Source organism: Paraburkholderia caffeinilytica, assembly GCF_003368325.1.
Taxonomy (GTDB): domain Bacteria; phylum Pseudomonadota; class Gammaproteobacteria; order Burkholderiales; family Burkholderiaceae; genus Paraburkholderia; species Paraburkholderia caffeinilytica.
This window is the reverse complement of record NZ_CP031466.1, coordinates 1438656-1458733: the sequence shown is the minus strand read 5'-3', so window position 1 is coordinate 1458733 and position 20078 is coordinate 1438656. Positions and strand designations below refer to the sequence as shown.

Genomic DNA, 20078 nt, shown 5'->3' with positions numbered 1-20078 from the left:
GCGGTGCTCTGTGGCACGACCCGCGTTGCCGCAAGACGTGCTTCCCTGGACCATTCACCCGCCCATCCGCTCGCGCGTCCGGCGATAAGCACGCTTTCGCGCCAGCGTATTTTGTTTCGTTGACGAATTCCCATATTAGAGATAATTTCCCTAATATGGAAAACACATTCTCAGACGACAACGCCATCGACCGCCGTATTGCCCAGCGTCTGCGCGGGCTGCGCGCCGAGCGCAACTGGTCGCTCGACGAGCTTGCCAAGCTGAGCAATGTCAGCCGCGCCACCTTGTCGCGCCTCGAGAACGCCGCCGTCAGCCCCACGGCGAGCGTGCTGGGCAAGCTCTGCGTCGCCTACGGCTTGCCGATGTCGCGCCTCATGCACATGGTCGAGGAAGACTTTGCGCCGCTGGTGCCGCGCGACGCGCAGACGGTCTGGACCGATGCAAGCGTCGGCTTCCGGCGCCGTTCGGTGTCGCCGCCGGCCCAGGCGCTGAGCGGCGAGGCGCTGGAGTGCGAGCTCGACGCCGGCGCGCGCATCACGTATGAAGCGTCGCCGAGAGCCGGCCTCGAACATCACCTGATCCTGCTCGAAGGGCAGTTGCAGATCACCGTCGACGGCCGAAGCCACGACCTGCAACCCGGCGACTGCCTGCGCTATCAGTTGTTCGGTCCCAGCACTTTCGTCACGCCCGCGCACAGCGCGGCGCGCTACATCCTCTTCATCGTCTGAGTTCGAGCCACCATGAACGCGACTGCCATCACGACCTTTTCCGCCGACGACCTCGTTCGCCATCTGCCCGAACTCGGCGCGCTGCTGCATGCCTGCGTCCATGACGGCGCAAGCGTCGGATTTGTACTGCCGTATAGCGTCGAAGAGGGTGAGGCGTTCTGGAGCCGAAAGGTGCTGCCGTCGCTGCGCGCGGGCGCGTTGGTGCTGTTCGTCGCCCGGCATGGCGAGTCGATCGCCGGCACCGTGCAACTCGATCACGACACGATGCCGAATCAGCGCCATCGCGCCGAGGTGCGCAAGCTGCTGGTCCACCCCGGGTTCCGCCGTCAGGGTATTGCCAAAGCGCTGATGGTGGAACTGGAGCGCTGTGCGCACCAGTTGCAGCGCAGCCTGCTGACGCTCGATACGCGCACGGGCGACAAGGCGGAGCCACTCTATGCCGCGCTGGGTTATCAGACGGCCGGCGTGATCCCGCAGTTTTGCCGCGACACGCTGGAGGAGCGGCTTGATTCAACCACCATCATGTACAAGACGCTGTAAGCGTGACGTCGTCGGGCCGCCTGTGAAGTGCGCGCGCAGTGGCCGATCCTGACCGATGCGCCGTGATGGCGGCCGCGACGCAAACACAAGCAAGTCTTCAGCGTGCGGTTTAACGGCGCGAATCGAACGCGATCCGCACCGCCAGGCCGGCGAGCACGGTGCCCATCAGCCACCGTTGCACCAGCAGCCACACCGGCCGCCCGGCGAGAAACCCGGCGATCGAACCCGCCATGCTCGCAATCAGCGCGTTGATCGTGACGGCGATGACGATCTGCACGCAGCCCAGCGCGATCGACTGCGTGAGCACGCTGCCGTGCGCCGGTGAAATGAATTGCGGCAGCAGCGACAGATACATCACGGCGATCTTCGGATTCGCGAGGTTCGTGACGAGGCCCATGGTGAAGAGCTTGCGACGGCTGTCGTGCGGCAGGTCGCGCACCTGAAACGGCGAGCGGCCGCCCGGCTTGACCGCCTGCCACGCCAGATACAGCAGGTAAAGCGCGCCGCCAAAACGCAACGCGTCGTACGCATAGGGCACCGTCAACAGCAGCGCGGTGATGCCAAACGCCGCGCAAAACATGTAGAACACGTAGCCGAGCGCGACTCCGCCGAGCGACACGAGCCCCGCGCGCCGCCCCTGGCAGAGCGATCGCGAGATCAGATAGATCATGTTCGGGCCGGGTGTGAGCACCATGCCAAGCGAGACCAGGGCAAAGGCGAGCAGCGTTGTGGCAGCGGGCACGGCGTTCTCCAGTGTGAATTGAAATCGGGCAATGCGGTCAAATATAGCCGATGCCGTCGATCCAGTCCGCCAATCCCATACGAAACATCCGGATGAGTGGTTGAAAGGCGTTTATCGCATCTGACTACGCCCCTTTTCGTCCGGCTGATTGCGCGCTGCATGACAGGAAACACTTGCGGTGAGGATTTTTGCCCGGTATTGTCATGCCGTTCTGCAACGCAGCGCGGGAGAGATCGTCAGAAGATTGTGACGACGCCGACGGAGCAACCGCCCCGGAAACTCTCAGGCAAAAGGACCGCGCAGCCGGAACATCTGGAGAGCGGCGCCGTGCGCGCCCACCGAAGGGGATTCCCTGCATACCGCTTGCATCGCGCGTACGCTCACGGGAAGAAACTCTCAGGTACATGGACAGATGGGGCATCGACGCCGGTTTCGACACGAAATCGACACCGGTGATGCTCAACTACTCTGGACCATGTCATGTCACGAATCGCCATTATCGGCGCCGGCATTACCGGCGTCACGACTGCTCACGCCCTGGCGCAATGCGGCCACCACGTCACCGTGTTCGAACGTCATCGCTATGCGGCGATGGAGACCTCGTTCGCCAACGGCGGCCAGTTGTCCGCCAGCAATGCCGAAGTCTGGAACAGCGCGGCCACAGTGCTGAAGGGCTTGCGCTGGATGTTCACGCGCGACGCCCCGCTGCTGCTCAATCCAATGCCCACGTGGCACAAGTATTCGTGGATGGGCGAATTTTTGCGGCAGATTCCGCACTACCGCGCGAACACCGTCGAAACGGTGCGGCTCGCGATCGCGGCGCGCGAGCATCTGTTTTCGATCGCCGAGCGCGAAGGGATCGACTTCGATCTGGAGCGGCGCGGCATTTTGCATATCTACAAGACGCGCAAGGAATTCGATGCGGCCGGCAAGGTGAATGAATTGCTGCGCGAAGGTGGGCTGGAGCGGAATCCGGTGACGTCGAGCGAGTTGCATGCGATCGAGCCCACGTTGCACGGCAATTTTTTCGGCGGTTTTTTTACGCCTTCGGATTCCACCGGCGATATTCACAAGTTCACCCGAGGGTTGGCGCAGGCCTGCGTGCGGCATGGCGTGGAATTTCACTACGATGCGGACATTACGTCGATCGAGCAGCCGGCCGAGGGGCGATTTTCGTTGATGGTCAATCTGGAAGGCGAGTCGCAACGGTTTGCCTTCGAGCGGATCGTGGTGTGCGCCGGTGTGAAGAGCCGCGAGTTCGCGGCAATGCTTGGCGATCACGTGAACGTCTATCCGGTTAAGGGTTATTCGATCACCGTGTGCCTGGATGATGAAGCGAGTCAGCAGAACGCGCCGTGGGTAAGTCTGCTCGACGACAGCGCCAAGATCGTGACGAGCCGGCTTGGCGCGGATCGGTTCCGCGTGGCGGGGACTGCGGAGATCAATGGGTTCAATCGCGATATCCGCTCGGATCGGATTGCGCCTTTGGTCGACTGGACTCGACGGTATTTTCCCGAGGTGTCGACTTCGAAGGTGATTCCGTGGGCGGGGTTGCGGCCCATGCTGCCGAGTATGTTGCCGAAGGTCGGGCGCGGGAAACGGCGCGGCGTTTTCTATAACACCGGGCACGGGCATTTGGGGTGGACGTTGTCGGCGGCCACGGCGCAGGTTTTGGCGAATTCTATTCAATAGGTGCTTTTTTTGGCCGCAGGCACGGGTGGCTTTTGCCTGCGGCTTCCTCGTTGAAGCTAGCCGTTGAGGCGCGGCCGAGGGCGGAAAACTGATGAAATTGAAGGCCCACCTGGAAATCCGCCTCCTTGAGCGTTGCTAGTCATACCTTCTTAAAAACGCCTCATACGCGACCGTCGAGTTGAGAGCTTTCGCTGATTCGTTTTCCAATCGGGCAGCATCATCATCGTCGCTAATCGACACAAACAGAACAATCTGTTCCCTGTCCGGTCCCGTGCCAAAAAGGCCCTCGTTGTCGAGCAACTGTAGTGCCGCCACCATGTCGCCGTGCACCCTCTCGACGAAAGAAGGGAAATCCGCGTGTTCAAGTTCAGATCTAAGTCTTGCGGAAATTCCGTTTAAGTTGGAAGCCTTCCACGCTTCATATTTCCATTCGGACACACTCCATTTGAACTCCGGCGCTTCTTCGTCATCAGGAACCTCCATTTCCTTCCTGATCTGCAGCAGCGCTTCGATCGAGTTGGCGGCCGGCACGACGGTCATGGCACTGCTGTCGGTGTATAGCGCGTACGCGTAAAAATGCTCACCCGGTCGGGCAGATCGAAGATCCTCAAAACTTGCTCTTGCTGCGTGAGCAATGTCTCGCTGAAAATCGGAAAAGGTATCCATGGTTTTCTCCGTCCAATCGCTACTATTGATTGCTATTTCCGAAAATGGCCTGGCCAATTTTTTGTAACTCTGCCGTCATTGCGGCAGTCGCGTCTGGAGGCGACAAATCCTGTCGACTGATCGTTGCATCTGCCCTCTGTAGACCATCTGCCACTGCCTTTGCGTTTGCAACGGAGTGGCCGGCATTCGGTGCCCACATGAGCGCCCCTTGATCATATACAGGGTCAATCCCATACTTCTCCGCGATCGCCCGACTCCTCGCCAATTGCGCCTGCATTCTTGGATTGTTAGCAAATTCGCCCTTGAAGATAATGTGATGCGCATGAGGATTTTCCATCCCTTCAGGAGGATTTGTTCCGGACAACTTCTTGAAATAGGTGCCCCAACATTCGGCTAACCCGTTTGGATCACAAAACTGTATCGGATCGTGAACGTATGCATGGGTACGCCAACCGCCATTCAGACCGATTGGATCAACGCTCAGGTAGTGTCCCGTTGAAGGATCATAATAGCGGTTGAGGTTGTAGTGGAGATCATCTTCCTCGTCTGCCCACTGGCCCGGAAAGCGCAGCGACAAATCAAATCCACCGTTTTCGTTCGACTCAGTGATCAATCGTCCCCACAGCGTATGGTCTACTTTACGGACCAGATGTCCTTGTTCATCAAAAATAGCGCCTGGCAACCCGATGGGGTTGGAGATTACTGGGTATATACCGGCATCCGTCTCTTGCGCCAACGGCACAAAGTCGCCCGGGGAGATATGCCATGTCGTCGCGCTTCCTACGGTGCCATTCTTTTCGTGCCACCGCTCGGCAAGCCTCGACCCATCCCACAGAAATCTCACCGCTTCAAGTGTACCGGCAGCGCGCTTCTCCACCCGCCGATTAAACGCGTCGTACCGATAAGTCCAAACCCCTCTTTCCGGTGTACGCACCTTCACCAGCCGGTTCAACCCATCCCACGTGTATTGCCAGGTCTTAGGCCTGAAGCCAGGCTGCTCAACCGTCTTTTCGATCGTCCGCCCGCGCGCATCGTAACGATAGCGTGCGTAACCGACGCGTTCCGGGAGTCCTCCTGGCAGGTAACGGCGAACGTCGGTTGGCCCCTGCCGGCCATGCGCTGCAATGTTGAGGTTCGCGTCATAGCGGTAATGCTCCGGTGGCTGACGGAGGCTATGTACGGACGCTATCTGTCCACGTACGTCACGTTGATACGTCACGCTGTCGGAGTCAGTATCTGCACGCTCCAACTGTCCGGCCGCATCGTACGAATACAGCTGACGCGTGAGTTGTTCCAATGCTTGAACCGGGTTCGACTGTATCTCGTCGAACGCCGATCGCGGCCCCGCGACCTGCCGACGCACACGGCCCAACGCATCGTATTGCCGCTGCATGACGAACTCACCAGCCTGCCGGCCTGTTTCGCGCCCCTGACTGTCGCGCAGGATCGACATCGGACCGACCTTGGTCAGTCCGCCGAACTGGTCGTATTCATACTGCGTCTGCCGATGCGGCGTTATTCGCGCACTGCGTCGACCTTCGGCGTCGTACGCGTGCTTCAGGAGATCACCGTGCTGGTCCTCTCCAATCAGACGCCCCTTTTCGTCATAGCTGAGGCGGGTTACGTGGGCGGACTCTCCTCGCACTTCGGCCATAGCGAGCCGACCCGCATCGTCGTAGGTGTAGGCCAACTCTACGTCGCCGGCATCGACCGTTGCCAATCGACCAGACGGGTCGTACCCATAGCGCCATTTACCCCCGTCCGGCAGCGTCTTTACAAGCAGACGCCCGACAGCATCCCGTTCGTAGTGCGTCGTGCGGCCGCCCCAGTCGATCTCAGTGATGAGCCGACCTGCGCCGTCGTAACGATATTCCCACGTCTCGTACAGCGCATTAACGACCTTCGTCAGCCTCGTAGCATGGTCGTACTCAAATCGGGTAATGTGGCCGGCAGCATCAATCGACGCCGTAACAAGATCAAACGGTCCGTACTCGCGCCGGGTAACGCGACCGAGTTGATCGCTCTGCTCGACGAGCAGACCTTCGGTGTTGTACCGCGCACGGACAACGGCGCCCTCCGGCTGGACAATCTTTGCGACCGCGCCACGTGGATTCTCAGCACCCGCCGAATGGTCATACCGGGTGACGTTGCCGTCAGGATCGACTTCTTCGAGGAGACGCCCAAGGACATCAAATACTGTACGGAATTCCGCGCCGGTCGGCAGTCGAGCCGTGATCAGCCGTAGCCGCGCGTCGTAGTCGAAACGCATTTCCCCACCGCCATCGAGGATGCGCAAGAGTTCGCCGCGCTCTCCGTATCGATAACGCTTATTCCTCCCGTCGGGTCCCGTGCGAGCTATCAAGCGCTGCAGATGGTCGTATTCAAACTTCGTGCGTACTCCATCAGGTAGCACGACCGCGGTCATCAGTCGGCTGTCGTCATATTCAAACCATGTCGTGTGGCCGCCTGGTTCCTCGACAGACACGAGATTGCCCGTATCGTCGTAGAGAAATTGGGTGCGTCGACCGAGCGCATCCGCCTGCGCCAACAGCCGTCCGAATCCCCACTCCCGTACGGTGGTGTGGCCGAGTGGATTTGTCTCAACAGTGACCAGACCGTCTGCGTTGTAGTCGTAGACCCACTCGCCGTCACCGTCGATGACGCGCGTGCGACCGTCCTCGTAGACGAATTGCCCGGTGTGATACCCCTGCCTCGTACCCGTTTCGACAACACGGCCAACCTCGTCGTACAGGTAGCGGACGTCGGTCTGATCGGTGTCGCACCAAGCCGTCATCCATCCATTGCGGTCGTACGTGTAATTGAAATGACCGTGCCGGAAGCTCGCGACGCGTGCCAGCATCTCCCCGTCATATCCGTATTCGACGAGCGTTCGCGGCTTGCCCGAACCGTCGTAAAGAACAATCTGGTCGACCTCGCGCTTCGCACCGCGATACAGAATATCGAGCCTGTAACCGTCCGTATGCACCAGTCCGTCGAGACGGCCGTCCGCGTCGTATGCAAAGGTGCAAGCATTGCCGTTCAGGTCCTCGATCCGCTCGAGCCTCGAAGTTTGAGCTTCGGCAAGCGGCGCAAATACCAATACCTGTCGTGTCTCGTAGTCGAAAATCCGCGGCTCGTCCCGCTTGCCGATCAGGCGATAGCGAGGCTCGCGCAGGTTGATGCCGTCGAGACCGACTTCCGGCGCAACGAAGGTGATCGTCTGTCCAACCGCGTCATGGAATCGCACGAGGTGTCCGTCGTCGAACGACAGGCGCTGCGACCAATTGTTTGACCACTTGGGGCCCAGAAGCCCTTTGTCTTCCGAACGCGTGCGGTAACGCCGCGTGAACTGCAAGGGCAACACACCCGGAATTGAAATGTCGGTGCGGACGTCGACCACCTCGCCGGTCGCTACATCGACCGGGTCTTCCTTGCACGTGGAGACTTCGTCTTTTTTTCCCGACACCTCAGCAGATCGGGTTGGCTCCCGTTTCGGAAGTGCATCTCCGAGCATGCCACCTAGCTTTGCGCCAAGCAGACCGCCAAGCAAACCCGCGAAGAACTCTTCACCGGCGGTAAGCTCGGGATTCTTCGGTCCGTATTGTCCCGTCGTTCGGTCAACCCAAACGCTTTTACGACCCGAATTGACCTTGGCACTGCAATGAGTCGAATGGCCGATACGCACCAGCGGCAGGCTGTTGATCGTGATGGTCTTGCTGCCTTCGACCAGCGGCTCAGGAGAATTCGAATGTTTGGAGCATGACGTAACATCGGTGACGCGGGCGGCGGCTTTTCCCTCAAACGTGACGTTTCCTGATCCGCGCGTGATCTTCCCGCAGTTGCTACCCATACTCTGACTCGCCGACGCGAGTGCGCTGCCCAGGCTCAGCCCACCGGCCATGCAGACGCCAACGATAAGTGCCCCTGCAAGTCCCCCGGTCGCCACCGTCGCGGCGACCATTGCTCCAATGGCGATGCCCACCGCGAGCCCAGCCATCATTCCGAGGAAACCGGACGAGTGTGCAATATCGTCGCCGACGCACGCCGGGTGAGGATCACCGCGACCGATGGTCAGGCCGAGCGCATCACCAACTTTCGTCACACCCTCGGCGATCGCTCCAGTGACGCCCAGCTTGCCCAACGCCCATGACCCCGCCAGAGCAACGACCGCGGGAACCGCAGCAAGCGCAGCGGCACCAGCCGCCGCCGCCCCGGTCGCGCCGGCTCCAATGGCTGCCGAACCTGCAGCGTACGCGCCGTAACCAACATCGGCGCCGAGCATCCCATAGTTCGCCCCGTCGACCCATTCCACTTGCCGCTGCTTGACGGCTTCGCCATCCTCCAGTGTCTGCAGATGAGTCAGTCGTTCGCTGGCGCTACCAGTTGGCTCGCCGCTGCTAACGGGCATGTCGTTGTCCTGGTCAGCCATGGTCCTGCGGTGTTCGGTTCGGCTCGTTAAGCGAGAAACTCTGGATCATCGCGTGTACCTGAGTTTTCTGCGTTTCGCTTATCGCGCCCGGAGCAGTAAACGTCAGCATGAGGACCCGCTTGCCATACTCGACCATCGTAAGCAGTTGCTGGATCGGCTTACCGTTATTGAGCCATCTGAATTCGTGCGTGTAGGCAGCGCGGCCTGACACCTCGGACTCCGCGCCGGCAACTAGCTCGTAACCCGCGACCTGTTTCGAGAGTTTCTGAATTTCGTTGGCTGTGTACTCGTGAAATTTCATCCCCCACGGCAGACTCTCCCGGGTCACGACAAAGCTCACGCCTTCCGTTCCCGTGGCCGCCGACACAAACACGTTCATGGTCTTGTCATGCCAGTCGGCCGGCAACGACAGTGAGCCTTCGTGTATCTGATACATGTTGTTCTTCCAGTGAAACGGACGTTTGTATGAATCGGGAATCAGCCGTTGTCGGGATTGATGTGTGTGTTGCCGGCCTGAACCTTGATCTGCCCGTCGTCGATGTGGATCACGGACGAACCCTTGTATATTTCAATCGCGTCCGCCGTCATATGGATCGACGTCCCGCCGTCCCCACCCACCTTGATCCACAACTCCTTTGCCTCGATCGTGTGCACGCCGGCGGGAGTCTGCTGGGTCGTATTGCCCTGCGTAACGGCGTCCTGCAGATTGCCGACCGACACAGTCGTAAGGTGGTCGCCCCTGGCCACCGCGATCGAGCGGTCGCCCTTCAGCACCTGAGTGCTCTGGGCGTTTTCCACCACAGTATTCATGTCCTTCTGCGCGTGCATGAAGAACTCCTGCGCACCGTTCACGTCCGAGAAGCGCAGTTCGTTCGAACCCTCTCCCTTGTGCGTCTGGCTCTTGAGGCCCATCGTCTGGCCACTGCTGCCGTGGTAGGGGTTGCCTGACTCGCCGTTGAACACGCGCCCGACGATGACGGGGTTGTCGGGGTCGCCCTCGTTGAATGCCACGATCACTTCCTGGCCGATGCGGGGGATCGCGGAGCCGCCCCAACCTTTCCCGGCCCACGGCTGCGACACGCGTACCCACATCGAATCGGAGCCGTCCAGCTTGCCGCGCCGGTCCCACATGAAGTGAAGCTTCACGCGGCTGCCGTCCGTGTAGATTTCCTCGCCCTTCGGACCGACCACGATCGCCGCCTGGGTGCCGTGCATGTAAGGCTTGGGCGTGCGCCGCTCAGGGCGGAACGGCACCTCGAAAGGCAGGCAAGTAAAGGTGTTGCGGTAAGGCATGTCGGCGTCGTGCCGCGTGTAGTCGTTCACCGCCTGGTGCCGCACGTGCAGGATCACGAAATCCTTGTTGTACGTCGCCACCGGGTGGTTCACCAGCGTGAAGCGGCCAACGGCGGTCATGCGAGAGGCATAGCCACTCCCCGTGAACCGACGCGCCTGCGCCTCTTCGGCCTCCATCGCGTAGCGGGCGTAGCGCTCGCCGTCGTTGCCGTGGTCGTAGAGCGAGTGATACTCGTATCGCTCCGTGCTGCCGATGTTCGGATTCTTCAACGTAGCGCTTGGCACTTCGACGTGCATCAGCGGCGACGACGGCGCGTTGTAATTGAAGTCACGAAAAGTGACTTTCCCCACGCGGAAACTGAATGCTTCGTCCCAGCGATCGATACCGTTCAACTCGCTGGCCGCGCTGTCCGCGTAGTAAGGGATCGCCTTCAGATTGTCGATCGGCGCAAACACGGAATTCGTGTCGCCGATCACGAGCACGTGCTTGTCTTTTTCATAGCGAAAGGTCCAGAACAGGCCTTCCTGTTCCATCAAACGCGCGCAGAAGTTGTAGTACGACTCCTGGTACATCACCACGTACTCGAGCTGCGGGCGCTCGCTCTGGATGTTGAACTCGAAATCCGAAAATCCCAGTTCCTTGAAGATCGAAGTCAGAATGTCCTGGACGGTCTCGTTCTGGAAAATCCGGCAGTCCGTCGAACGGGTGAGAAACCAGAACCACGGCACCACCGTCATTTCGTAACGGGTGACAGTGCCGGAATTACCCACACGGCTGAACGATGCCGCATATCCATGAAAATAGCGCTGATTGCCTGCGGGAGACGCTACGATCGCAGCCGGAATATTCGCATTCGCGCCTTGCGGGTCGAGTGTGAGCTTCACGCGCTGGCCGACGATCTTCTCAATTTCGATATTATTCCGGTGGGATAGCAGATCGAGATGAATTTCCGGAAGCTGGCTGACGAATTCATCCGCAACCAGCGCGCTGACAAGCAGCACGCCGGCGCCGAGCGGTGTTTCGATTTTGATAAAGCGGTTGTCCTGGGTCAGTTGCGGCCGTGCACCGGACATACCGTTGATCGAATCCGCAATCGAGGCCGGTGTCCGCCCGAGCAACGACATGCCCGTCTGCGCAAGCTGCACAGCGCGTGCGGCACCGCCCATCAGGCCCGCACCGGGCGCGCCGGTGAGCGAACCCACCTGGCCGGCGAGACCGGCAATCGAGCCGATGTCGCCGAGCGCGCCGCCCGCACCCAACGATCCGATGGGACTGCCACCGGCACCTTTACCGCTAACGCTTCCAGTTGATGCAAAACTCATGATTTACCCCGCCAGGTTATTGGGGAGTCTTATCGCCGATAAAAGCGATACACCGGAGGTTTCTTTTTCAGGAGTTAATCTGACATCGCACGAAGGCGGTCACTATATCAAGGTCTTGTGAATTAACGAACGCGCTGTCGAAATTTTTAACATTTTCATAATCCATTCACATTGAACGCGCTATTGATTGAATACTTGCGGCGATTTTAGGGGCGGTATCAAAAGACGATATTCCCATGCGCAATCAAAGGCAAAATCATCCGCATCTGTTAGTGTTCCCTGATCCCGGCGCCTCGATGGAGCTCATATGCGTAAATCCCGCCAGGCCGCGCACAGCGCGGGCCATACCGGCAACACGCGCCTGAGTGATGGACAGGTCGCGGCGGAAGCCAGAATGCGGCTGACGTGGGATGCCGCCGTGCCTAAAGACGCGATAAAAATAAAGGTCTTGCACGGCCGCATCACGCTGTCAGGTGAACTTTGCCGTGAGCAGCAAAGAATTGCGGCACTCGAAGATGTCACCCGTCTGTTCGGCGTAACCGGCGTCTCCGACCGCACCACGATCAAAGCAAGCTAGCCTCGCCCGGAACCGGGCTGCGACAGCCTCCGGCAATCGGTCCCGCCCGGCGAAGCCGCACAGGCGCCGCAAAAAGCAGAAAAGCTAAGCGCCCCCTGCCGTCCCGCCGCTCAGAAGCAGATTGACGTCGAGATCGGCCAGCTCCCCAATCCTCTCAATCGTCACATCCGCGGGCGGATTGCTCGAGATTTCTTTTGGATCGAAAGCGTAGTGCCCCTGGCGCGGAAAAACCGTCGTCAGCGCCTCCCCCCAGGCTTTCTTCATGGCGGTCAAAATCCGCAATTTGTCATCCACCATCACATAGTGCCGGGCCGGATAGCACGCCATCACCTGATCGAGCATCTGCTCCTTATGGATGTAGATCAGAACCCGTCCCTCGACCTCGTCCCACAAACCCGAGCGGGCGATCTTGCGCGGCTGGAATACCACGTCGCCGTCGGACAGAATCACCGCTGGCCCGCGCTGCGACACATGTTTGATCGCATCCAGTGCTCCCGGGTACAAGCGGTTTGCAAACGGATACTCGATCAGGAACGACGCCATCAACAACAGGCGCGTGTCCCGAGGGTGCTCCTGCCGATAGCGCTGCAACGCGCCAAGGTAATCGGCGTAGCCAAGCTCCGCGCGCAAGGCTTCAAAAATTTCCCAGTAACGCGCGCTGTTCTGCTCGCCGAACGCCCGCACCATGTGCGCACGCAAGTCCGCCAGCACATGATCGTTGTCCAGCAACGTGTTGTCGCAATCGAATAGAAAGACAACGTCGTGAGGCGTGGTATTGGAGGCTTGCATTGCGGCTCCCCTGAATTAGCGTGTGTGTCCATCGGCCGGCGTGGCCGCTTTCTCGACGTGACCGCCGAAGTCGTGCCGCATGGCCGACAACACACGGTTCGCAAAATCCGCGTCGCCGCGAGAGCTGAAACGCGCGAATAGCGCCGCGCTCAGCACCGGCGTCGGCACGCCTTCGTCGATCGCCGCCGCCACCGTCCAGCGCCCTTCGCCGGAATCCGATACGCGCCCGGCGTAGTTTTGCAGATCGGCGTCGCTGCAAAGCGATCCTGCGATCAGATCCAGCAGCCACGAACCGATCACACTGCCACGCCGCCATACCTCGGTGACCTCGGCGAGATTGAGTTCGTATTGGTAAAGCTCGGGGCGGCGCAGTGGCGACGTTTCGGCATCGGCCTCGCGCGCGTGTTTGCCGGCGTCGGCGTGACGCAGAATGTTCAGGCCTTCGGCATACGCGGCCATCATGCCGTATTCGATACCGTTGTGAACCATCTTCACGAAGTGTCCCGCGCCCTGCGGGCCGCAATGCAGGAAGCCCTGATCGGCCGTGCTGACGCCGGCTGCGCGGCCCGGCGTGGCCGGCGCCGCGCCCGCACCCGGCGCTAGCGTCGAGAAAATCGGTTCGAGCCGTTTCACGACCTCTGTCTCGCCGCCGATCATCAGACAGTAGCCGCGCTCGCGTCCCGCGACACCGCCGCTCGTGCCCACGTCCACATAATGAAGCCCACGTTGGGCAAGATCGGCGCCGCGGCGAATGTCGTCGTGATAATAGGAGTTGCCGCCGTCGATCACGATGTCGCCGGGTTCGAGCAGGGGCACGAGGTTCTCGAGTGTCTTGTCGACCACCGCTGCGGGCACCATCAGCCACACTGCGCGCGGTTTTTGCAGTTGCGCGACCAGATCCTCCAGCGATGCCGCACCCGCGACGCCGTCCTGTTTCAGCTTGTCCACCGCGGCCGGTTGCACGTCGTACGCGATGCATTGCAGACCGCCCTTCGTCAGGCGCCGCACCATGTCCGCGCCCATGCGTCCCAATCCAATCATGCCCAGTTGCCCCAGTTGCCCCAGTTGCATATCTCGCTCCGGAAAGTGTCTCGTTGCGCTGCGCGATCTGGCGCGATGTACTGCGGCCATGCGGTGCGCTTCTCATGCGGCGGGTGGCTCTCCTAACTGTAGTTGCGTTTCGCGTGATCCGACAGAAAGACGGTAGCCGCCTCGCATCGTCCATGCAGTGAATCGGGCATCCCGTCCGCATCGAACGACGATACGCCTCTTTGCAGAGGTTTTGCATAGCCTGGAGTTCCGGACGTGCGTCGACGCAAGCCGTAGCTGATCTGCCTGCTTCGATTTAGCTAACCGCCTTCTTACATTTCTGGCACAGGATAAAGTGGGACGCTTTGGCAGCCGCTTTTGGGCATTGAATCGGTGAGCGGCGCGGCGAACACGCCGCCGCGTGCGAACTGCGCGCCCTATTGCCGCCGTGCCTGGACCTTGTCGTACTGCGCGAGCGCAAAACGCCGCACCGCGCGCCACATGATCGGATAACGATAGCCCGGCACGGCAAACAGCACCAGCGCGCAAAGCGCCAGCAATCCGCAGAACAGGAACGTGCCGCGATAGCTGAATGCCTCGACCAGCAAACCCGACAACACCCCGGAGAGAATCGAGCCGACTCGCGCTGCGTTGAAGAATAGCGCCGTCGCGCGGCCCGGCGCCTGCGGCATCAGATCCTGCACGTAGACCATGCCGAGGCACGAGGTCACCGCGACCACGAATGCGTTGAGGATCTGCATCGGGATCAGCACGTGGACGGTCCCCGCCAGCGACATCGCGATGAAATACAGCGCGTGAACCGCCGCGCAGGCGGCCAGCCAGTTCGGCTTGTGCAACGTCGACGACTTGGCGCCGAGCGCGAGCATCATCGGAATCTCCGTCAGGGCGCCGAGACCGAGCATGACCGACACGTCCAGATGCGTGCCGTTCAGGCCGTGCACGATGTAGAGCGGCAGCACGATCATGGTGGCGTTCGCGGCGAGACCGAGCAAGGTGAGCGCGGCCACCGCACGACGGATGTCGTTCTGCGAGGCGACGTCAGGCAAGTGCTCGTGCGCCTCTTCGCCGGGTGCGGTCAGCGGCGGCACGGTGATCGAGGCCGACGGTTCCGAGGCCGTGTCTTCCACCGTGTGATCGCCCAGATGGCCTTGCGGCTCCCGCATGCGCCAGACGATAGTGGCGCAGGCCGCGAAACTTGCCGCCGCGAACAGGAAGAGCCCGTAGAAGCCGGCGCCGGCCAGCACCAGTGCGCCCACCGACGGACCGAACACCCATGCCGCCGAGAGAATGGTCCGCAAGGTGGCGCTGGCAAACGCACGTTCCGCGGGATCCTGCACCGGCAGCGCCGCACGGCTGAACGAAAACACCATGGAGATGGCCGAGCCGCCCGCGCCGATGAAGACAATGCCGACCGCCAGCAACAGCCGGTAGTCACGCACTACGCATAGACAGAGATAGCCGAGCGCGGCGGCCACCAGCGCCGCCAGCAGCAACGGCCGATGCCGTCCGCTCGCATCGCTCCAGCGGCCCGCGAAGGTGCTGGCGAGCACCCCACTGGCGGCGATCAGCGTCATGAAGATGCCGAGCCTGAGCGGTGTCATGCCGGCGCGCTCTACGCCGAACAGCGAGAGATACGGAGCGGTGAACGACATCGCCACACCGAGCATGAGCGTGGCGGCGGCCAGCGGCTTGAAGCCAGGGATGCGCAGCAGGTCGAAAAAACGGGCGGTTTTCAACACGAGTGGCGGTGGGTCAGGGAAAGCGAGCCTGCGACGCGCAATGTGCGGTGCGGACTTCGTGGCCGGAACAACCGGGGCATTATCGGCTTAGCTTGCGGGCGCGTAAACCTGCGCCCCCGCGTCCCAAATTTATGTCGCGCGTCGTTGCGGATGAACTGGCGGCTGCACGACAACATAGCCGCGCTGTTCGAGCGTCCATCTGTGCCACTGGTTGCCATAAGCACCGCAGGCGACGCCAAACAGCACCGACAGCACCAGTCCAATCGTGCCGATCGTTTCACCCCACAAGCCCGAGAAAAACAGCAACGTGTTGACCGCCAGCATGACGAAAGTGGCAAACCACATTCGCTTCGACATGGCCCAGACGAAGCCCAGCAGCAATGCGCCCCAACTGAAGCCAGTGCCGACGGCGACGGTTTCGTCCTTGCCGGGGTGCCGAAGGTAGATCTTTTCTGCCATGTCCTTTCCTGAGCGCGGTGGCGCCTCGAGAGCGAATCATGACGTTTAACACGTCACGCTGGCAAGAATATGAGTTTGTGTGAGATTCAGAACCGCGCGAGTCAGGATGCATTGGCTCTGGCGGCCTCCCTGACGACCGCGACCATAGCTGCTACTCTTACAAAAATCGACACGCAGCGAAACGCCGCAAACGCCGCAACAGCGGAAGATCCTGCCGGCACAGTCAAGAAAGCATCGGAGCATCCATTCATGGCAACCCAACCAGCCTATTCCCCCAAAGCGCCCGCACGAGCCGACGTCGACGCCTTCCCTGGCGTCACGGTCATAGAATTCGGCACGGACTGGTGCGGCTATTGCCAGGGTGCACAAGCATCGATCGCGAAAGCGTTCGAACCGCATGCCGGCATCAGGCATCTGAAAATCGAAGACGGGCCAGGCCGTCCGCTGGGCCGGTCCTTCAAGGTGAAACTCTGGCCCACGCTGATCTTCATGCGCGACGGCGCCGAAGTCGCACGCCTTGTGCGTCCCACCAGCGCCACGGAGATTTCAGAAGCCTTTGCATCGGTTTGAAGCCGGCGCTGTCGAACGAAAATAGTCAGACGCCGGCAACCGTTGTCGACGTACGTTTGCTGCAAGGCCTCATCCGCAAACCGGATTAATGGGAGCACACCTCATGGACACCCGTAGCGAGCTGCAAGCCACCGTCAATGCAATGGTCCAACCCGGCAAAGGTCTTCTCGCCGCCGACGAAAGCGGCCCGACCATCGCCAAACGCTTCAAGACGATCGGCCTCGAATCCAGCGAGGAAAACCGGCGCGCCTATCGCAACCTGCTGCTCACCACGCCGGGTCTCGGCGAATTCGTGAGCGGCGTGATCCTCTATGAAGAAACCCTCGGCCAGAAAGCGGACGACGGTACGCCTTTTCCGCAACTGGCCGCGAAAAACGGCATCGTGCCAGGCATCAAGGTGGACCTCGGCAAGATTGCGCTTGCACTCGCGCCGGGTGATGAAATCACCGAAGGTCTCGACGGCCTCGCCAGGCGTTTCGTCGATTACAAGCGGCAAGGCGCGCGCTTCGCGAAATGGCGCGCGGTCTACAACATCACGGCGAGCTTGCCGAGCCGCCTCGCCATCGAGGCGAATGCCGATTCCCTCGCGCGCTACGCGGCGATCTCGCAGGAAGCGGGCATCGTGCCGATCGTCGAGCCGGAGGTGTTGATGGACGGCGATCACACCATCGCACGCAGCGCAGACGTGACCGAGGCCGTGTTGCACGAAGTCTTTCATGCACTGCACCGGCATCGCGTGGTGCTCGAACACATTCTGCTCAAGCCGAGCATGGTGCTGGCTGGCGCTGAACATGCGCAGCAATCGTCGGCCTCGGACATCGCGGCGCACACCGTGCGGATACTTAAGCGCACGGTGCCGTCGGCGGTGCCAGGGATCGTGTTTCTGTCCGGCGGGCAAACGCCGGAAGAGGCAACGGCCAATCTCGACGCCATGAATCGCCTCGGACCGCGGCCGTGGAACCTGAGCTTCTCGTATGGCCGCGCGTTACAGGAACCGCCGCTGCAAGCGTGGAAGGGGCAGGCAAGCAACGTCAAGGAAGCCCAGCAGGCATTACTCAAGCGCGCCCGGCTGAACGGCGCGGCGGCGCTCGGCAGGTACGAGGCGTCGCAGGAAAAGAGCTAGCCTCGCGGCGAGCGCTGCATGCAAGCGTCGCGAACAATGCGCTTTGTGCCTAGGGTTCTTGCTTACTGTGGCCCCGCGGTATGCAACGCGGTGGCCGACTCGAGCACGCGCAAAAGCCGCTCCGGAGTCAGCGGTTTGGCGCAATGCGCGTCGAAGCCGGCGGCCTTGGCGCGCGCCCGGTCTTCGCGCGAAGCAAATGCGGTACAGGCCACCAGCAGCATGTCCGACGTCAACGGGTTGGCCCGCAGACGGCGAGCCAGCTCGAGGCCATCGAGGCCCGGCATCTTGATGTCGAGAAGAACCGCGAACGGCCGCCACTCACAGGCCATGCCGCAGACGGCGAACGGATCGTCCAGCGCGCGGCATTCGAAGCCGTCGGCGTTCAGCAGCATCTGCAACGCTTCGGCCGCTTCCCGGTAATCGTCGACCACGAGCACGCGGCGGTTTGATGCCATCGCATACTGAATAGTCCGCCAAACCACGACGTCATCGCTCTCGTCCACTCTGTCTTCGAACGTCACCCTGGTCTCCCTGGCTTCTTTATGGTGCTGCTTTTGGGCATCGAGGAACATGCGTGCAAGATTCGCTCCTACCGCGCGGCAAGCGCTTATCGCTCGCCGGGTAGTTGCTTCGGTTTTCGCGACGCCGCACCGGCTCCTCCGCCACACACACGCGCTACCTCACCACCATAGCGCACTGAGCGAACTGCCGCTTCCTGATTTATGCTGTCTTGACGCCTCCCGACACATCGTGCGCAAGCGCGGAATATTGCGTTGAAATATGGATGAAACGCACTTCCGCCGTGCATGCGGCCCTTGCCGCGTGCATTGCGCATAACTTCGTAGCGACCTCGGCATCATCGACCCGTTGTATACGGGCGAATATAATCGTGGCGAGTTGGGGAAAACACGCAAACGTCAGTTGAAGAAAAACGCGAAATTTTGTCGGAAAACGGCATCGCATCGAGAAACCCGCTTGCGGGTTATCCCGGACACCTGAACTGATATCGTCGCAGCGAACCGGCCATGCCAGCGAAGCGAATGGCTTTTCCGTGGCGCCGCGCAGCCCCGGCCTCGCAGCGAGACTGCTGTAACATTCCGCCTTCATACGTGATGCTTGCGCGCCGCAACGCGAAAGCATCTGTCACCGCGCAACAACTCACGCAGAACTTTCTCACCACCGCCGGAGACTGCTGCCCATGCTGGATGAAGCCCAGGTCGTCAACGCCCTCGCTGCGCGCGACATCGCGCCCGATGCGAACCAGCGCGAGGCAATCGCGGCGCTCGTCACGTTGCTCGGCTCCAATCGGCGACGCGCGAAGTCCGGCACCCTGCTCGCGCATCAGGGCGTCTATTGTCACGGGCTGCCTGGACGCGGCAAAAGCCTGGTGGTCGATACGGTGTTCGAGTTGGCCAGCTGCCGGAAGCGGCGCCTGCACTTCCACGAATTCCTGCGCGAAATGAACCGGCGTCTGGTGAGTGAGCCACGCGGCGACGACCGGCTCGGATCGGTCTCGCGACAATGGCTCGATGGCGTGGCGCTGCTGTGCTTCGATGAATTTCACGTGCACGATATCGCCGACGCATTCCTGATGGGGCGGTTTCTCGATACCGCGCTCGGCCTGGGCACGCGCATCGTGCTGACCTCGAACTATGCGCCGGACGGCCTGCTCTGCGACCCGGAGTTTCACGAGCGTTTCCTGCCGACGATCGAGCAGATCAAACGGTGCTTCAACGTGATTCACTTCGACGGCGCGCGCGATTATCGTTTCGACGGCGAACAGGCGTCGCTGCCGCATTTCTTCGCCCCGCTCGACGTGGCCACCGACGACGCGCTGCTGCAAATTTTCGTGCGCTATGAAGGCAGCGAAACGTTGGAACCGGCCACGGTCAGCGCGGCAGGCCGTCCGCTCGCCGTGCGCGCGGCAGGCGCCGCATTGCTATGGGCAAACTTTGAGAGCCTGTGTGTGGCGAGCCGTTCGCATCTCGACTATCTCGACCTCGCGGAACAATGGCATGGTCTGATTCTCGACGAGCTGCACACCGAGTGGCTCACTCGAGCCCATACGTTGCAGCGGCTCATATGGCTGGTCGATATCTTCTACGACCGCAAACACGCGTTGTTCATCGCGTCCGATCGACCGATCGAGGCGGCGCTCAGCGGACTCGAAGGCGCGCACGATCTGTCGAGAACGCTCAGCCGGCTTGCCGAAATGCGATCGCGCGGCTATCGCAGCACGCTCGACAACACGGCCGGCGAGACTGGCTTTGCAGAAGCGCAGACGATCGCCGAGCCGTAATGGCGGCGTAAAGCGGTATATAGCTGCCTAAAACGACGTATAGCAGCGCTAACGACCGT

Annotated in this window: 17 protein-coding genes and 1 riboswitch; of the genes, 7 read left to right on the top strand and 10 right to left on the bottom strand. The window is 61.0% G+C overall.

The annotated features are described in order from the left end of the window. The first annotated feature begins 155 nt into the window (after positions 1-155). Together DSC91_RS06550 and DSC91_RS06545 are read left to right on the top strand one after the other, a co-directional pair. Complete coding sequence (locus DSC91_RS06550; protein WP_115777378.1) at positions 156-728, top strand: helix-turn-helix domain-containing protein; 573 nt, start codon at positions 156-158, stop codon at positions 726-728. 12 nt (positions 729-740) lie between these two features. Continuing rightward, complete coding sequence (locus DSC91_RS06545) at positions 741-1268, top strand: GNAT family N-acetyltransferase (RefSeq protein WP_115777377.1); 528 nt, start codon at positions 741-743, stop codon at positions 1266-1268. Between the two features lie 109 nt (positions 1269-1377). On the opposite strand, the gene DSC91_RS06540 is transcribed toward DSC91_RS06545, so the two are convergent. Beyond that, positions 1378-2010 carry a LysE family translocator gene (locus DSC91_RS06540; RefSeq protein ID WP_115777376.1) on the bottom strand — a complete coding sequence of 211 codons (633 nt, stop codon included), beginning with the start codon at positions 2008-2010 and terminating at the stop codon, positions 1378-1380. A 214-nt stretch (positions 2011-2224) separates the two neighbouring features. After that, positions 2225-2318, top strand: a riboswitch (glycine riboswitch). A 172-nt stretch (positions 2319-2490) separates the two neighbouring features. Between DSC91_RS06540 and DSC91_RS06535 the strand changes: the two genes are divergently transcribed. Next, positions 2491-3702, top strand: coding sequence for a D-amino acid dehydrogenase (locus DSC91_RS06535; protein WP_115777375.1), 1212 nt, complete (start codon positions 2491-2493; stop codon positions 3700-3702). A 135-nt stretch (positions 3703-3837) separates the two neighbouring features. Here the strand turns inward: DSC91_RS06535 and DSC91_RS06530 are convergent, their stop codons facing one another. From DSC91_RS06530 to DSC91_RS06515, 4 genes are read right to left on the bottom strand one after another with little or no spacing between them, the layout of a single operon-like run. Continuing rightward, positions 3838-4368 (bottom strand): DUF4303 domain-containing protein, encoded by a 531-nt coding sequence (locus DSC91_RS06530; RefSeq protein WP_115777374.1) that lies wholly within the window; start codon positions 4366-4368, stop codon positions 3838-3840. A 22-nt stretch (positions 4369-4390) separates the two neighbouring features. Beyond that, positions 4391-8797 (bottom strand): DUF6531 domain-containing protein, encoded by a 4407-nt coding sequence (locus tag DSC91_RS06525; RefSeq protein ID WP_115777373.1) that lies wholly within the window; start codon positions 8795-8797, stop codon positions 4391-4393. Then, positions 8790-9233: a DUF1795 domain-containing protein gene (locus DSC91_RS06520; RefSeq protein ID WP_115777372.1), complete on the bottom strand. Its 444-nt coding sequence runs from the start codon at positions 9231-9233 to the stop codon at positions 8790-8792. Before DSC91_RS06520 ends, DSC91_RS06525 begins: the two co-directional genes overlap by 8 nt. Positions 9234-9274: 41 nt before the next feature. Continuing rightward, positions 9275-11413, bottom strand: a complete 2139-nt coding sequence (locus tag DSC91_RS06515) for a type VI secretion system Vgr family protein (protein ID WP_115777371.1) — start codon at positions 11411-11413, stop codon at positions 9275-9277. 307 nt (positions 11414-11720) lie between these two features. Between DSC91_RS06515 and DSC91_RS06510 the strand changes: the two genes are divergently transcribed. Continuing rightward, positions 11721-11990 carry a BON domain-containing protein gene (locus DSC91_RS06510; protein ID WP_115777370.1) on the top strand — a complete coding sequence of 90 codons (270 nt, stop codon included), beginning with the start codon at positions 11721-11723 and terminating at the stop codon, positions 11988-11990. Positions 11991-12074: 84 nt separating this feature from the next. Here DSC91_RS06510 and DSC91_RS06505 read toward each other — a convergent pair whose 3' ends face one another. The 4 genes from DSC91_RS06505 to DSC91_RS06490 all read right to left on the bottom strand — a co-directional run bounded on the left by DSC91_RS06505 (position 12075) and on the right by DSC91_RS06490 (position 16027). Next, positions 12075-12779 carry an HAD family hydrolase gene (locus DSC91_RS06505; protein ID WP_115777369.1) on the bottom strand — a complete coding sequence of 235 codons (705 nt, stop codon included), beginning with the start codon at positions 12777-12779 and terminating at the stop codon, positions 12075-12077. 15 nt (positions 12780-12794) lie between these two features. Next, complete coding sequence (gene gnd, locus DSC91_RS06500; RefSeq protein ID WP_115777368.1) at positions 12795-13850, bottom strand: phosphogluconate dehydrogenase (NAD(+)-dependent, decarboxylating); 1056 nt, start codon at positions 13848-13850, stop codon at positions 12795-12797. A 395-nt stretch (positions 13851-14245) separates the two neighbouring features. Further along, positions 14246-15568 carry a sugar efflux transporter gene (locus tag DSC91_RS06495; protein ID WP_115777367.1) on the bottom strand — a complete coding sequence of 441 codons (1323 nt, stop codon included), beginning with the start codon at positions 15566-15568 and terminating at the stop codon, positions 14246-14248. A gap of 129 nt (positions 15569-15697) precedes the next feature. Continuing rightward, positions 15698-16027, bottom strand: a complete 330-nt coding sequence (locus DSC91_RS06490; RefSeq protein ID WP_115777366.1) for a DUF2628 domain-containing protein — start codon at positions 16025-16027, stop codon at positions 15698-15700. A 249-nt stretch (positions 16028-16276) separates the two neighbouring features. Here DSC91_RS06490 and DSC91_RS06485 point away from each other — a divergent pair, with 249 nt between their 5' ends. Together DSC91_RS06485 and DSC91_RS06480 are read left to right on the top strand one after the other, a co-directional pair. Then, a complete protein-coding gene (locus DSC91_RS06485) occupies positions 16277-16597 on the top strand; it encodes a thioredoxin family protein (RefSeq protein WP_115777365.1) in 321 nt (106 codons plus the stop codon). Positions 16598-16700: 103 nt separating this feature from the next. Then, a complete protein-coding gene (locus DSC91_RS06480) occupies positions 16701-17720 on the top strand; it encodes a class I fructose-bisphosphate aldolase (RefSeq protein ID WP_115777364.1) in 1020 nt (339 codons plus the stop codon). A 62-nt stretch (positions 17721-17782) separates the two neighbouring features. On the opposite strand, the gene DSC91_RS06475 is transcribed toward DSC91_RS06480, so the two are convergent. Beyond that, the gene (locus tag DSC91_RS06475) at positions 17783-18292 is read right to left on the bottom strand and encodes a response regulator (protein WP_115777363.1); all 510 of its coding nucleotides are present in this window, start codon (positions 18290-18292) and stop codon (positions 17783-17785) included. Positions 18293-18918: 626 nt separating this feature from the next. Between DSC91_RS06475 and zapE the strand changes: the two genes are divergently transcribed. Next, positions 18919-20019, top strand: coding sequence for a cell division protein ZapE (gene zapE / locus DSC91_RS06465; RefSeq protein ID WP_115777361.1), 1101 nt, complete (start codon positions 18919-18921; stop codon positions 20017-20019). The last annotated feature ends 59 nt before the right edge of the window (positions 20020-20078 follow it).

Excerpts from the sequence above, each read along its gene's own strand:
- DSC91_RS06550 (WP_115777378.1), top strand. The coding sequence starts at position 156 with ATGGAAAACACATTCTCAGACGACAACGCCATCGACCGCCGTATTGCC.
- DSC91_RS06545 (WP_115777377.1), top strand. The coding sequence starts at position 741 with ATGAACGCGACTGCCATCACGACCTTTTCCGCCGACGACCTCGTTCGC.
- DSC91_RS06535 (WP_115777375.1), top strand. The coding sequence starts at position 2,491 with ATGTCACGAATCGCCATTATCGGCGCCGGCATTACCGGCGTCACGACT.
- DSC91_RS06530 (WP_115777374.1), bottom strand. The coding sequence starts at position 4,368 with ATGGATACCTTTTCCGATTTTCAGCGAGACATTGCTCACGCAGCAAGA.
- DSC91_RS06525 (WP_115777373.1), bottom strand. The coding sequence starts at position 8,797 with ATGGCTGACCAGGACAACGACATGCCCGTTAGCAGCGGCGAGCCAACT.
- DSC91_RS06520 (WP_115777372.1), bottom strand. The coding sequence starts at position 9,233 with ATGTATCAGATACACGAAGGCTCACTGTCGTTGCCGGCCGACTGGCAT.
- DSC91_RS06515 (WP_115777371.1), bottom strand. The coding sequence starts at position 11,413 with ATGAGTTTTGCATCAACTGGAAGCGTTAGCGGTAAAGGTGCCGGTGGC.
- DSC91_RS06510 (WP_115777370.1), top strand. The coding sequence starts at position 11,721 with ATGCGTAAATCCCGCCAGGCCGCGCACAGCGCGGGCCATACCGGCAAC.
- DSC91_RS06505 (WP_115777369.1), bottom strand. The coding sequence starts at position 12,779 with ATGCAAGCCTCCAATACCACGCCTCACGACGTTGTCTTTCTATTCGAT.
- gnd (WP_115777368.1), bottom strand. The coding sequence starts at position 13,850 with ATGCAACTGGGGCAACTGGGGCAACTGGGCATGATTGGATTGGGACGC.
- DSC91_RS06490 (WP_115777366.1), bottom strand. The coding sequence starts at position 16,027 with ATGGCAGAAAAGATCTACCTTCGGCACCCCGGCAAGGACGAAACCGTC.
- DSC91_RS06485 (WP_115777365.1), top strand. The coding sequence starts at position 16,277 with ATGGCAACCCAACCAGCCTATTCCCCCAAAGCGCCCGCACGAGCCGAC.
- DSC91_RS06480 (WP_115777364.1), top strand. The coding sequence starts at position 16,701 with ATGGACACCCGTAGCGAGCTGCAAGCCACCGTCAATGCAATGGTCCAA.
- DSC91_RS06475 (WP_115777363.1), bottom strand. The coding sequence starts at position 18,292 with ATGTTCCTCGATGCCCAAAAGCAGCACCATAAAGAAGCCAGGGAGACC.
- zapE (WP_115777361.1), top strand. The coding sequence starts at position 18,919 with ATGCTGGATGAAGCCCAGGTCGTCAACGCCCTCGCTGCGCGCGACATC.